Origin of the sequence: Bythopirellula goksoeyrii (assembly GCF_008065115.1) — a bacterium.
Lineage (GTDB): Bacteria > Planctomycetota > Planctomycetia > Pirellulales > Lacipirellulaceae > Bythopirellula > Bythopirellula goksoeyrii.
In genome coordinates, this window is the sequence record NZ_CP042913.1 from 667,621 (window position 1) to 682,145 (window position 14,525).

6 protein-coding genes and 1 pseudogene are annotated in these 14,525 nt (G+C 52.5%); 2 read left to right on the top strand and 5 right to left on the bottom strand.

Features of this window, described 5'->3' with window-relative positions:
* Positions 1 to 80: 80 nt before the first annotated feature.
* Positions 81 to 644, top strand: coding sequence for an HYExAFE family protein (locus Pr1d_RS02645; RefSeq protein ID WP_148072074.1), 564 nt, complete (start codon positions 81 to 83; stop codon positions 642 to 644).
* A gap of 516 nt (positions 645 to 1,160) precedes the next feature.
* Here Pr1d_RS02645 and Pr1d_RS02650 read toward each other — a convergent pair.
* From Pr1d_RS02650 to Pr1d_RS02670, 5 genes and pseudogenes are all read right to left on the bottom strand, one after another.
* On the bottom strand, positions 1,161 to 2,342 hold the full coding sequence (locus tag Pr1d_RS02650; protein WP_148072075.1) for a DegT/DnrJ/EryC1/StrS family aminotransferase: 1,182 nt from the start codon (positions 2,340 to 2,342) through the stop codon (positions 1,161 to 1,163).
* 693 nt (positions 2,343 to 3,035) lie between these two features.
* The gene (locus Pr1d_RS02655; protein ID WP_148072076.1) at positions 3,036 to 3,596 is read right to left on the bottom strand and encodes a chalcone isomerase family protein; all 561 of its coding nucleotides are present in this window, start codon (positions 3,594 to 3,596) and stop codon (positions 3,036 to 3,038) included.
* Between the two features lie 164 nt (positions 3,597 to 3,760).
* Entirely contained in the window at positions 3,761 to 4,510 is a 750-nt protein-coding gene (locus tag Pr1d_RS02660) for a peptidoglycan recognition protein family protein (protein ID WP_148072077.1), read from the bottom strand.
* Positions 4,511 to 4,551: 41 nt separating this feature from the next.
* Positions 4,552 to 4,797, bottom strand: coding sequence for a GlsB/YeaQ/YmgE family stress response membrane protein (locus Pr1d_RS02665; protein WP_148072078.1), 246 nt, complete (start codon positions 4,795 to 4,797; stop codon positions 4,552 to 4,554).
* Positions 4,798 to 6,374: 1,577 nt separating this feature from the next.
* Positions 6,375 to 9,248, bottom strand: a pseudogene (locus Pr1d_RS02670) (vitamin B12-dependent ribonucleotide reductase); the annotation flags it as partial.
* Positions 9,249 to 10,035: 787 nt separating this feature from the next.
* On the opposite strand from Pr1d_RS02670, the gene Pr1d_RS02675 reads away from it, so the two are divergent.
* Positions 10,036 to 14,460 (top strand): chemotaxis protein CheB, encoded by a 4,425-nt coding sequence (locus Pr1d_RS02675; protein ID WP_148072079.1) that lies wholly within the window; start codon positions 10,036 to 10,038, stop codon positions 14,458 to 14,460.
* Positions 14,461 to 14,525: the final 65 nt, after the last annotated feature.

Consider the following 14,525-nt stretch of genomic DNA (forward strand, 5'->3'; position numbering starts at 1 on the left):
TCTGCGATGCTCTGCGCCTCAGCGAACTCTGCGTTTCAATGTCTTCGAAGCAACTCAGGTGTGATTTCCACATTTCTACCATGGCCAAGCGCAATAATCATTATGAACTTGCCTTCGAGGCCTACCTTCGTGAGCAGCGTGTGGCTTATGTGGCGGTCGATGAGCAGCGGCGGAGTCTTATTGATCAGGGTTCGCTCAAGAATCTTGATTTCATTGTCTCCCCGTCGGACAGCGTCTCGCTTTTGGTCGACGTGAAAGGTCGGCAGTTCCCTTCGGGCCAGAAGCAGAAACAATATTGGCGTAACTGGTCTACCTGGGACGACTTGGTGAGCATGGCTCGTTGGCAAGAGAAAATGGGGGCGGCGAGCATGGCACTGTTGGTGTTCGCCTACGAGATCGTTGGCAACCGCTCCCCGCTCGGCCCGGAAAAGCTCTTCCATTTTCGCCAGCGGAGCTACGCTTTCCTGGCAGTGCGGGTTGCCGACTACATCCACTTTTCCCGCCAGTTATCCGCCAAATGGGAGACCGTGAGCATGTCCGCCCCACTCTTTCGCCAGGCTGCGATTCCTCTGGACGAGATTCTGGGGCAAGCCCGCTGCGCTAATTCCCGAGAACCGGTTGGCTTCGCGGCAGTGAGCGATTAGGATAAGAGTTGTGCTAACCTGATAACGCGTCTTATTACCTAACACGCTCTCAAGAGAACAAACATGGCCTGGGCAATCGTACTTCTCTGCTTCATCTTGGGTTCGTTCAGCGCACTCCGCCCGAGTGGACGAAGCTTAGAATTCCGTCGCGATAAGAGCGAAGACTGATCCGGCACTTGCGCGTAAAACGAATGCGAATCTGTGAGCGGGATCAGTAAGATTTTTCAACGCAGAGTTCGCGGAGGCGCAGAGAAAATGATATTTGGATCAATCAGTAGCGGCTTTCTCTGCGGCCCTGCGATCTCTGCGTTGAAACTCATTTCGGGTCTTCGAGGAACTTGCTGGATGAGCTTATATGTCATCCCGATGGGAGCTACGCGACCAGAGGGATCTGGGTGGCGACGTCTGCACGTATAGAGAGCGAGTAAAGTCACTACCCAGATTCCTCAAGTCGTAGAACTCCTTTGGGAATGAAAGAGTCTGCTCTTCACCCTCTAACTATCCCTAAAAACCGTTTCAGGCAGCACACTGATCCGACGTGACTGCTGCTGCAATTCCGAAGAACTTAGCAAGCGCAGTGATGACCTGGTTCTGCTCCTTCTCGGTGAGTTCCCCGTAGATAGGCAGACTCAGCACTTCCTGACATGCCTGCTCGGTCATCGGCAGGGTGCCGCGCTGGTAGCCTAACGAAGAGAAACATTCTTGCAGGTGCAATGGAATCGGGTAATACACGGCTGAGCCGATTTGCTTTGCGGCCAGGTGCTTCTGCAAGGCATCTCGCTGTCCATCGCCTACGCGAACGGTGTACTGGTTCCACACCGAGCTGCAATTGGGAGCTACCTCGGGCAGCGTTAATGATTTTGCCAGTCCGCAGCGGCCAAGCTCGCTCCGATAGCGCTCGGCATTGCTTCGACGGCTTTCCGCCCAATCGTCGAGTCGTTTGAGTTTCACACTGAGCACGGCCGCTTGCAGCGAATCGAGACGACTGTTGAGTCCCACCAGCGAATGGTGGTAGCGCGGGTGCTGGCCATGATCACGCAAGATCCGTAGTCGGCTGGCTAGGCGATCATCGTTGGTGGTCAGCATGCCACCATCCCCTACCCCGCCTAGGTTTTTGGTCGGATAAAAAGAGAAGCATCCTACCGTTCCCAGTGAACCCGCGCGGCGTCCGGCAAACTCAGCGCCGATCGCCTGGGCCGCGTCTTCGATTACCGGAAGCTCACCCGCTTCGTGGGCAATTCGCTTGATCGCTTCCATATCGGCACATTGACCAAACAGGTGAACCGGCAGGATCGCCTTGGTGCGAGGAGAGATCTTGCGCATCACGTCATCGGGATCGATGTTGAACGTCGCCGGGAGAATATCGGCAAACACCGGTGTGGCCCCCAGGCGAGTTACAGCACTGGCAGTGGCGAAGAACGTAAAACTCGGCAGCACCACCTCGTCTCCCGGACCGATTTCCAGTGCCATTAAGGCGAGCAGCAGGGCATCACTTCCCGATGCACAACCAACGGCATGTTGCACCCCACAATAGCGTGCCACGGCGTCTTCAAACTCTTGGCATGCTGGCCCGTGGACAAACGCCCCGCTGGCACATACTTCAGCAATCGCGACCTGAATTTCGTCTTGAAGCGGTGCATTCTGCCGATTCACATCGAGCATGGGGACCGGCGTGCTAGCTACGGTAGGGGATGCCATAGATTCTCCTCAGGAAATTCAGATCTCTTGAAGAGATCAGCAATAAAAGTTCGCGGGAGAATACGCAGAAACCAATGGCCGAGCAAGCTCAGTTGAGAGGGCTTTAAACGGACACTTTTGGGGAAAAGTTGTGGTTCTGGCAGGGAAAGAAGAAACCACTTGCGAGACAGACGACGAGGACCACAGACATGCAAGAGGATTGCCACGAGAAACACGAAAACGCACGAGAAGAGACACAAGATATCTAAAAAAGGGATTTCCTTTTTGTGTCTCTTCGTGCCACTAACAGTTCAATTCTTCGCCGCCTACAAAAATTATCTAAACGCAGAGGACGCCGAGTCGCGGAGATACGCAGAGAATTCTTATAATTCCTCCTCTGCGCCTCGGCGAACTCTGCGTTTAATTGCTATTCGGTTGCGGTCACCGGATGCGCTGGGTTTTTTGTGGCTACAAATCTCAGACGGAATTCTATGAACGCTGTACCGCCAACACATAAGACCTTGTTTTCTTCACAGTCCGTTTCCGATAACTGTGCTGCCACATCGCAAGTGGACATAGCTCTCGCAGTGGCGCAGAGAATACGGAATTGCTTCTCTTCTGTCTTTGCGCCTCTGCGAGTGACGAAGTTGCTTGTGGCCTGAGGTCGCGCTTGTTATTTGCTTCAGTTCCAAGGGAACGGATCGCCGGCGTAGCTCACTTCCGCCCTTGCAGCATCGCGACGCGGAGGTTTGAGTCGGCCGGTCTGTCAGAGAGCCAGATTCCAAACACGGCTTGTTTGAATGCCAAACCTGGAACCACGCCTTGCAGCTTACCATTCTTCACCACGAGAACCCCTTTGCCTGGGGTGTAGACGATATCAAATACGTCCCCTTTGACGATCTTGTCTCGAAAGCAAAGGCGAAATTTCTGGATTTCGGCTTCAATGGCTGCCGTCTGGCCTCCCGTGGAATTCTGAAAGCCTTCGTTGATAGCGGCAACCATTTTCTCCTGGCTTACCAAGCCCGAGGTGATCTGCAAGCGAATCGCCATCAGCTCGTCCGCGGCGAGGATTGCCACTGGATTGGTGTTAGGCTGCTTCAGATAGAGCCCACCAACGTACATCTCCATCAGGTATTTTGTGCGTGCCCCACTCCCATTGAGCAACAAAGGAGTATCCCCGATCTTCAGGCTATCTGGCAGCGCGGCGGCGCCTGCAAGATTGCCTGACATCAAGAAGAATAGAGCGACAACCAGCCAATGCTTTTGACTTTTCATGACAGCCTCCTGACTTGTCTTACAGATTAACCGATTCTTGGGTGAACTGGCAAAAAGAGTCGGCTAAGATTCTTTCATGCCAGCAGAATTGGGAGGGGCAATGCTACTAACAACATCCGAGGAAGCCTAGCCCGATATCGTCTGCTAGCACTGTCAGCAACCACTCAGCGTTCCAGTAGCGCTTGCACACTTTTGAGTCCTGGTCCCAATGAATAGCGCTCCCCTTGAGGGTATTCGCGTAACCAGGCGTAGAATTGGTTGCCAGGGCACAAAGTCGCGGCCACTTCGCGGTGCAACCAAAGATCGGAGATCGTCAACTGGTGTTCTTGCAGCAAGTAGGCAGCCAGTTGGATAAAAGATTGCTTAGCTGCGTCGGTCGGCTCCGCCTCCATGAAATTTCCTAGCAAGCAGATTGTGACGTGTCCCGCCACGTGCCCCGGCCTTGGTCCGGTGGCACTCTCGGGAAGCGATTTAGTGCCTCCTACGCCGAGATTTTGCGGGTCACGGGCCACCTCCTCCTCCGTGAAAATTGGGGCCTCACGCCATTGGGATTCGCTCTGATAACGGGTGCCACTGTTCGGGGCATGCTTTGTCGAACGCCCTGCGAAGATACGGCCATCGGGAGCAATCAGATGGTGGTAAGCAATGTCGCCCCAGTGGTTCTCGTCCCGATGGCCGCGTTGGATAATCCGTAGCTCGGCCTCAGGGGTACCATTGCCCCGAAGTTTATCGACTGCCGTGTGATGCACACTAATATGTTTTACCTTTCCGTTGGGCTTCAATACTTCCAGTCGATTGTCCTCAGGAAGGGCCTCCCAAGCTGAACGGGGCAAGATCTCCGGCTTTGGCACAACCTCAGCTACAACATGTGCAGTGCTGCAAACAAGGATGCTGGCCAATATCAGAAGTTTCATTGCACAACGCACAATTCAGTCTCACTTTCGACATGCAAGACTCATGCTTGCTTTATGACCCGCAGCAGTGCAATAAATAAAATGGCACCAACCGTGGCGGTTATGAGACTGCCCAAGATATTTGTGCTTTCAAACCCTAAGAGCCCAAAGACCAATCCCCCTACGATCGCTCCAATCACGCCGACAATGAGATTTCCCAGTATGCCGAATCCGCCCCCCTTCATGAAGGTTCCGGCCAACCACCCCGCCAAGATGCCAATCAAGATAAACCAAATCAAACCACCCATTTGAATTCTCCCTGCGATAAACGGACAGAAATCCGGACTCCCTCAGACACGAGAAAGTAATTCTAGCCACGGATTCTCACAGATGAAACCCAGCGCGGCCACTTGCCGCAACCAAATAAAAAGCAAGAAATTAGACGCGGATGAGCACTGATCGGACGGATTTACGCAGATGTCAAGAGAATTCAACTCACGAATGATCCGTGGCAATCCCCTAAATCCGCGTTTGTCCGCGTCTAATTTCTCCTTTGATTACTGCTGAGAAGAATTTACGTAAGCCTTGAAGATTTGAATCGTTAGTAGCACGAATATCGTCAGAAAGAGTATCTGTTATGCCCACTTGTTTTCCTCTCTGCGGGATTTTGAACAGGAGGGAACTGAGGAAACAGAAAAGGGTTATAGGATAGCCACGAAAAACCCAGCGCGGACTTGTGCCGCAACCAAACAAGGCTGAATTCAGCCGCCGACACCTAAAGAATGGCCAAACAAGAGAATTCCAGGTTAATGATTAAACGCAGAGGTCGCCGAGACGCTGAGATTCGCAGAGAAAGAAAATGAGTAGCTTTCCTCTGCGTCTCGGCGAACTCTGCGTTTTAAGAATAATTTGTGAAAGCTGCGAAGATTTGAATCGTTAGTAGCACAAAGAGTCACAAAAAAGAAGGACGAAGAGGTATCACGATCTTTTTGTGCATCTTTGTGTTTCTTGTGGCTATAGATTCGCAGAGTGGGAAATCAAACAAGGACAAGTTTCTCTGTTATCTCAGTTCTTGCCTGTTCAAATTCTTTATTTCCGTCGTCCCCTTGAGAAAGTGCGAAACTAGTCAGCAGGTCGATCAATGAAAAACCCTCGCTGCTCTGGGTCGAGTCAGCGAGGGCTGAAAGAGAAAGTTTAAGTTGTTTGAGCGAGCAAACGTGATCAGGCTTGCCAGGCCACTGTCCTCATTGCGCTGCAAAACCCAAAAGGGCCGACTCGGCGATCCTTCCTGACTAATGACATTGCTCGTTAATGGTGTTAGCCCAACGAGGGGCAAATAGCAGATGTCGGAGGAACGATCGGGATGGAGTCCACTGCTTGCTGGCGCCTTCGGCTAGGCTCCGGAACTCGACTCAGGTTCGTCGCTGATTCTACAAGATAGCTAAGAAAGTAAAGTTGGAAGAAAGAATTCTCCGAGAGACGGCCACGCCGCCATCTCTCGCATCGGCTGGTCTGGCGGATCTTGCATTTTCCTGCCCTCCTAAAGCTACGCGTGAGAGAGAGGTCAGCAACCGACCGTCGAAAATAGACACGGCCGCGTTGCCCTTACACCTTCATTATACCCCGAGTGGAAAACAAACACGAGACGAATTTGGAGCTGTACAGGAAATTCTCATAATTCGCCGACAATCCTACAGTTCGCGTAAACCAGTAGTATCAGAGAAACTTTTCTGGCACGGTATTTGTGAGGAGTTGTTGCAGTATAACTCTGTAGGGGGAGTCGTTTATCCGTGTGACGCGTTGCGGCACGGCTACGGAACATGCAAGAAACGATTGCGGATCACGGAACCTATTCATTCCGCAATCCGCAATCCAAATTCCGCATTCAACTACATCCCATCGAGTTGCCGCAGTTATGACACAGGTAGCAATTTCCATTGCGTACTGTGATCATGCCGCAACTGTCGCACGACGGGGCGTCGGTTTGGAAGCCGGCGAACTGGTCGTTGCGGTCGGTGTCTTCCATATCGTCGGTTGGAGTTAAGAGATAGCTCCCCAGATCCTTCGTTGGGGACTCGGGGCTGGGGGAATGGTGGCCATTGGTCTCCCCTTTCCCCTTTCCACTTTCACCATTGGCTGTGGCCTTCTTGGCGACAGGTTGAGGCTCTTTGGAAGAGGACTCCTTTTTGGGCAGCACACCACCGTTGGCTTCCTTGTAACCGGGCAGGAACGTAATGCCCAACCAGCGGAAGATATAGTCGATGATGCTCTTAGCGATGCGGATGTCCGGGTTCTTCGTGTAGCCCTGTGGCTCAAACCGCATGTGAGAGAACTTGCGAACATAATCTTCCAACGGCACGCCATATTGCAGGCTCACCGAGACGGCCGTGCCAAAGGCATCCATCAAACCGGCAATCGTCGAACCTTCCTTGGCCATCGAGATGAACAACTCGCCAGGGCGACCATCCTCGAACAGACCCACGGTGAGGTAACCCTCGTGGCCCGTGATGCTGAACTTGTGGGTGATCGACTGCCGGGTGTCGGGGAGCCGTTTGCGGTGCGGCTTGCCGGCCAGGGCGGCCTCTTTGTCCTTGGCCTTGTCGGCCTCGGTGCCCGTGTTGAGAGGCTGACTTTCCTTCGAGCCATCGCGGTAGATCGCCAGCGCCTTGAGACCCAGCTTCCAGCCGTCGATATACGCCTGAGCAATCTCCTCCGGCGTGGTATTGCGTGGCATGTTGACCGTCTTGGAAATAGCCCCCGAGAGAAACGGCTGCGCGGCGGCCATCATCGTGACATGGGCTGGCCAACGAATGCTGCGCGTGCCGTTGCGGGCAGTGAAGGCACAATCGAACACGCTTAGGTGCTCGGGTTCCAGATCGACGGCCCCTTCGATCGTGTCTTCGCGATCGATATAGGCCAGGATCGACTCGATCGCCGGCTGATCGTAACCCAAGGTCTTTAGCGCCAGCGGCACGGTCTGGTTGACGATCTTGAGCATACCACCACCGGCCAATTGCTTGTACTTCACCAGGGCGATGTCTGGTTCGATGCCGGTCGTATCGCAATCCATCATGAAGCTGATCGTGCCCGTCGGAGCCAGTACCGTCGCCTGAGCGTTGCGGAAGCCGTGCACCTTGCCAGCGGACAGCACTTCGTTCCACCGCTTGCGGGCCGCATCGACCAGATAGTCAGGACATTCGCTGTCAATCTCTTCCACGGCATCGCGGTGCATTTGCATCACACGACCCATCGGCTCGGCGTTCGGCTGGTACTCATCAAATGTGCCTACCGCCTCAGCCAGTTCGGCGCTGGTCAGATTCGCCGTCCCGTGTAGGAGCGCAGTAACCGCTCCGCACACCCCGCGACCGGCATCGCTGTCGTAAGCCACACCGTTGGACATCAGGAAGCTACCCAGGTTCGAGTAGCCCAACCCTAGCGGTCGGAACAGGTGGCTGTTACGGGCAATGTCGGGGGTCGGATAGCTGGCATGATCGACCAGGATTTCCTGAGCGATGAAGTACACCCGACAAGCGGCTTGAAAACGCTCGACGTCGAACTTGCCATCCGGTTGGCGGAACTTCATCAGGTTGATGCTCGCCAGATTGCAAGCCGTATCGTCGAGGAACATGTACTCGCTGCATGGATTACTGGCGTTGATGCGGCCGCTGTTGGGGCACGTGTGCCAGTTGTTGATCGTGGTGTCGTATTGCACACCCGGATCGCCACAGTGCCAGGCACAGTCGGCCATCCGATTCATCACGTCGCGGGCATTGTAAGTTGGACCCGCTTTGTTGGCATCCGTCACCCAACGAGTCGTCCAGTCCTGATTTTTCTCGACCGCTTGCATGAAGTCGTCGGTGACGCGAACCGAGAGATTCGCGTTCTGGAACATAATCGAGCTATATGCCTCACCATTGAAGTTGGACTCGTAGCCACCCTTCTCGATCAGCACACGAGCCTTCTTCTCTTCCTTCCACTTGCATTCGATGAATTCCATCACGTCGGGGTGCCACACCTTGATAGACTGCATCTTGGCAGCGCGGCGTGTCTTGCCTCCGCTTTTCACGACGGCAGCGATTTGGTCGTAGACCCGCATGAAGGAGAGCGGACCACTGGGATGCCCGCCGCCGGAAAGTTTTTCGCGGTGTGACCGCAGGGTGCTCAGGTCAGTGCCCGTACCGCTACCAAACTTGAAGAGCATCGCCTCGCTGCGGGCCAGTTCCATGATGTCTTCCATGTTGTCCTGCACATGCTGGATGAAGCAGGCCGAACCTTGAGGGAACTCATAGGGATTCTCTGGCTGCATCACTTCGCGCGTGACCGGATCCCAACGCCAGTTGCATTTGTCACCCACCACGCCGTACTGGTGGTAGAGGCCCACGTTGAACCACACGGGCGAGTTGAACGCACCATGTTGGTGCAAACAGAGCCACGCCAGGTCGCGGTAGAACCGTTCGCCATCGGCGGGGCTGGCGAAGTAGCCGTCTTCGAGGCCCCAATCGGCAATCGTGCGGGCGACGCGGTGGACCAATTGGCGGACGCTGTATTCGCGCTCCTCGGTGCCGACTTCGCCGTAGAAGTATTTGCTGCAGATCACGTTGGTGGCCAACTGCGACCAGAACGAGGGAACTTCGCAGTTGGTCTGCTCGAACAGGATTTCGCCGTTCTCGCCTTTGATGGCCGCTGAGCGAACTTCCCAGCTCACCGTGTCAAACGGATCCGCCACGTCGGTGGGACAGAAGGTCTCATCGATCTTCAATCGGCCATGAAATTGCTTGGCCATTTTCGCATCAGCCACTTGAGTACCATTGGCAGCCATACGCGGAGCCCCATCTTTTGTGTGAGTTCCATTTTTGGACTGAGGACGAACTGATCCGAGTTCAACTGTAGCCACGGCGAAACCTCCTGTTTGTGTGTCGGAAATATTTCTATTACGAGAAACTGGGGGGTATCCATACCTATCAATCAGTGTACATGAGTACACTCATGCCACAAGAGGGATCGGTCCGCCTCACCGGCTCCCTCCAATGAATTCTCCGCCGACCAAACCACAAGGGCGAGCGGCGTCCTACCAGATTTTGCGTCTCTTATGGGATTGACTCGACAGAATCGAGTGGAAAATTCAGGCATTTAACTATATATAGTATAGCGGATACCCGTCAGCTACACCACATACAGCTTTGAGGGAGACGATCATACACCTCGCGGGCGGTTCGTCAACCTGATTTTGTACTTTTTGTAACCTGCTATCACACAACAGGTTGGGTCGATTGTGAAGTGCTAGCAAAGAACGAGTTCAGAAATCGTGAAGAAAACGACGGACGCAAGGCCCGGACTTCACCCTACCTTTGACCTCTCTTGCTAGGAGCTTTTCGGGCAACGACATTCTGTCCGATCCGCAAACCCATCGGTGACTTCTTGCGTAGCGTCGATAGCGAAAAATTCAGTCCAATCTGAAATCTGTTCCACAGTTTAGAGGGGGATAGAATCTCTCGTACATTTTCATCCAATAGAAGCACTTCAGGGACTTTAAGAAGGTGTCTTGTATGAAAAACAGCGAATCGAGCTTCCAGCGCAGCAATGCATCAACAAAGGCAGGAGTTGCACTAGATCCACCAGATTTCCATGTAGTTGCCATAGGCGCATCCGCAGGTGGCCTTGAATCACTTGAACAGTTTTTCAAGGAGATGCCAGCCGATACGGGAATGGCCTTTGTAGTTCTGCAGCATCTCTCTCCTGATTTTCGCAGCCTGATGGACGAATTGCTCGCCCGTCATACAGAAATGGAGATCTGCAAGGCGGAAGACGATATGGCAGTCGAGCCTAATACGATCTATCTCAATCCACCGCGAAAAAACATGATCATTTCAGGTGGTAACTTGTATTTGAGTGACGTCGATCCAGACGAGCCGCTTTCTCTTCCCATTGATCAATTTTTTCGTTCCTTGGCTCAGGATTCCAGACGTAAATCGATAGCGGTGGTTCTTTCTGGAACGGGGAGCGATGGATCTCGTGGGATTCGGGATGTGTACGAAGCGGGTGGTTTGGTGTTGGCTGAAACGGAAGAGACCGCCAAGTTTGATGGCATGCCTCGCAGCGCACAAGAAACAGGGTGCGTGCATGTGGTGTTACCACCCGCTGCCATGCCAGAAGCATTATCAAGTTACATCAACCAATCGTTGAGCCCGCAGGATTTTGCTGAAAAAGTAATTGTACCTCCTCGCATGGGAGGCATGGAAGCGATTTTTCGACTCATACGAGAGGAGTACGGCATTGATTTCTCTCATTACAAACCAAATACAGTGGTTCGCCGAGTGGAGAGGCGAGTCTCGCTTCTCCACTCCGCCGATATCGATGATTACGTTTCCAATCTGGAAAACGACCATGAAGAATTGAACGCTCTTTATCGAGATTTGTTGATTGGCGTGACGCGTTTTTTTCGAGATACGGAAGCCTTTAGCTTTCTCAAAGCGGAAGTTATTCCAGAACTTATAGCCAAGAAAGCGGATGGAGACGAACTCCGGGTGTGGGTCGCGGGCTGTGCCTCGGGTGAAGAGGCTTATTCATTGGCGATACTTATTGACGAAGCTTTGCGATCCGCGAGAAAGAACCTCGATGTCAAGATTTTCGCGACGGATATCCATCCCAATTCATTGGAGTTCGCTGCAACAGGTTTTTTCCCCAAGGAGTCGCTTTCGCAAGTAGACCCAGAACGGATCAAACGATATTTCGAGGAGTCCGCAGAAGGTTTTCAAGTGAACAACCACTTGCGTCAGATGATGGTCTTTGCCAAGCACAACGTATTCAAAGACGCCCCATTCACACGACTCGACGCAATTAGCTGTAGAAATCTCCTGATATACTTGCAGCCTCTGGCACAAAAGAAGGCGCTCTCTTTGTTTCATTTTGGGTTGCGTACAGGGGGGATTCTTATTCTGGGGCCCAGTGAAAGCCCGGGAGAACTCAAGGAAGAATTTGATGTCTGCAACAATCGCTGGAAAGTCTATCGCAAACGTCGCGATGTTCGCCTCCCTGCGGAAATTCGTCTCCCGCTGGGAACTTCTGTCGAGCCATTGACGGCACAAAAACCCAATAATGCAAACCAGCCCTCACCGACACCCCAACGCAACCTGTTGCTTGCCTATGATAAGTTGCTTGCTCGATATATGCCTGCAGCATTCTTGATCGATGAAGAGCGGAATCTGTTGCACGTGTTTGGGGAAGGAAAAGACTTCTTGGAGCCTCGCTCAGGACGTGTCACCACCGATCTACTGGAAATGGTCCGGGGGGATCTGAAGCCAATTCTGGGCTCGGCAATTCAGCGCATTCGGCATGGAACTGAGAACACAATTTCCACCGTAGTCTCCTTGGATTTCAAGGGAAGCACCAGGAAAGTTTTAATTCAGATCGAAAAGCTAATGGAACCAACCATGCGCCAGGTATGGTTCTGCATTTCCTTGGAGACCCGCGAGAGAATCCCTTCACCTACTCCAACTGACGAGATTTCACAGTCGGACTTTTCGGAAGTTCGCCTCAACGACCTCGAAGTTGAACTGCGATATACCAAGGAGAGCCTGCAAGCCACAGTAGAAGAGTTGGAAACGAGCAACGAAGAGTTGCAGGCTACGAATGAGGAATTGGTGGCTTCCAATGAAGAGTTGCAAAGCACCAACGAGGAATTACATTCGGTCAACGAGGAGCTATATACGGTAAATGCTGAATTCCAGAACAAGATCGCCGAACTGACGGAGCTCACCAATGATATGGACAATCTATTGGAAAGCACCGAGATCGGCACGATCTTTTTAGACAAGAATCTGACCATCAGAAAATTTACGGGGAAGGTAGAGAAGTGGTTTGACCTCATGAGCCGGGATATTGGTCGCAAGATTTCTGTGTTCACCCACAATCTTAAACATCCCGATCTACTGGCTGATGTTCAACAGGTCTTGAATCAAGAGCAACCTCTGGAGCGAGAGGTCCTGGACCAGGAAGGGAAATGGCTCCACCTGCGTCTGCACCCCTATCTGACGGATGGAAAGACGATGGGTGTGGTGATGACTCTGATTGATATATCCAATCTCAAGCAGACCCATGCCAAGCTTCAAAGACTTTCTGCCATCGTAGAATCCTCAGACGATGCGATTATCGGAAAATCATTCGAGGGGATCATCGAAACTTGGAACCATGCAGCGGAACAACTGTTTGGCTACACAGCAGAAGAAGCAATTGGAAGAGATATTTCGCTGATTTTGCCTGCCAATACTACTGACGAAGCTCGACAATACTTTGATCAGCTGAAGCGTGGCGAATCTGTCGAAACTTTGGAGACACACCGACGCACCAAGGACGGCAGACTGATCGAGATCTCCCTGCGATTTTCTCCGATACGGAGTGAGACGGGAGAAGTCATTGGGATGTCGGCGATCTGTCGGGATATCACGTCTCGCAAATCGGCTGAACGAGAAATTGAAAAGCTGGCACTGGTTGTCAAGCATACGGACAATGGAGTCATTCTCACTGATGCCCAGGGGTATACAGAATGGATCAATGAGGGTTGCACGCGGATCAGCGGATACACTTTGGATGACTTCGTGGGCCGTAAGCCGGGGCATCTCCTGCAAGGTCCCGAGAGCGATCCGGCTACGATCGATCTCATGCGCAGGAAAATTTCCGCTGGAGAGGAATTCAGTGTAGAAGTCCTGAATTACTCCAAAAAGGGGGAACCCTATTGGGTCGCCATTGATGCCAGGCCGACGTTCTCTGAGAACCGTGAATTGACCGGCTTCATGGCCATCCAGCGAGACGTATCAAAGCTCAAGGCCGCCCAGGCAGAGGCCCAATTGGAAGTCCAGCGGCGAGATGAATTCTTGGCAATGCTCTCTCACGAGCTTCGCAATCCATTAGGAGCTTTACAGAACGGACTTCAGTTGCTTCAACTCCAAAAGGATTTAGATTCTTCCGAAGCCCACGAGTTAGAAGAAATTCTGAGTGCACAAGTGGAGCAAATGTCTCGTCTTCTGGACGACCTGCTTGATGTTGCTAGGGTCACACAGAACAAGGCGCTCGTGCATCGCCAACCTATGGATTTGTGTGAAGCAGCCCGAAACGCCGCCGAGGCAGTCAGACCGCTTGCCGAAAGGCGTGGATGTCCCCTGAAGTTACAGCTACCCTCGTCACCTGTTGTCGTAAATGGAGATAGTGCACGACTCCAGCAAGTGCAAGTGAATCTGTTGACCAATGCGATTCGTCACTCCTATTTCGGAGAGCATGTCTCGCTGCAAATCGAGGTTCGCGATGGAAATGCTGTAATCTCAGTAACAGATATTGGTGAGGGTATCTCGGCTGAGCACCAAGTCCATGTTTTTGATCTGTTCTTCCAAACCAATTCAGAATTGGCAAGAACCGAGGGCGGATTAGGTGTGGGATTGTCGTTGGTTCGCGATTTCGTAGCAAAGCATGATGGTGAGGTAAGTCTGCACAGTGATGGACCAGGCAAAGGCACCACCTTTGAAGTCACACTTCCTTTGGCGCAAGACAAAGTCTTGCCGCAAGAAACCAGTTGCGATCTGCGAGTTCCCCCATTGCGAGTGGTTCTCATAGAGGACCAGGAAATGAATCGAAAAACGCTTCGAAAAATGCTCGAACTCGACGGTCATGAGGTTCTCGAAGCGGCAGATGCCTCACAGGGTATCCAACTAATCGACGAGCAACGGCCTGACCTGGCAGTGGTAGATATCGGACTCCCCGATATGCCAGGCTACGAAGTTGCCAGGGCGACCCGCCGTCTAGATCCTCCTGTTGACACTTTGCTGGCCGCATTAACAGGCTACGGACAAGATTCAGACATAGAAAAAGCCTATCAAGCAGGCTTTGACGTCCATCTGATCAAGCCTTTTGATCCACGGAGGCTTAATGAGTTCTTAGCCAACTCTAGAAAGAATTTCCGTGCTGAAGAGAAAGCAATTTAGTTTCTCAAGACCATTCGGCATCGACAGTTTCACCGCCGAGGCAACACTTCACGAGCGAAGCAACG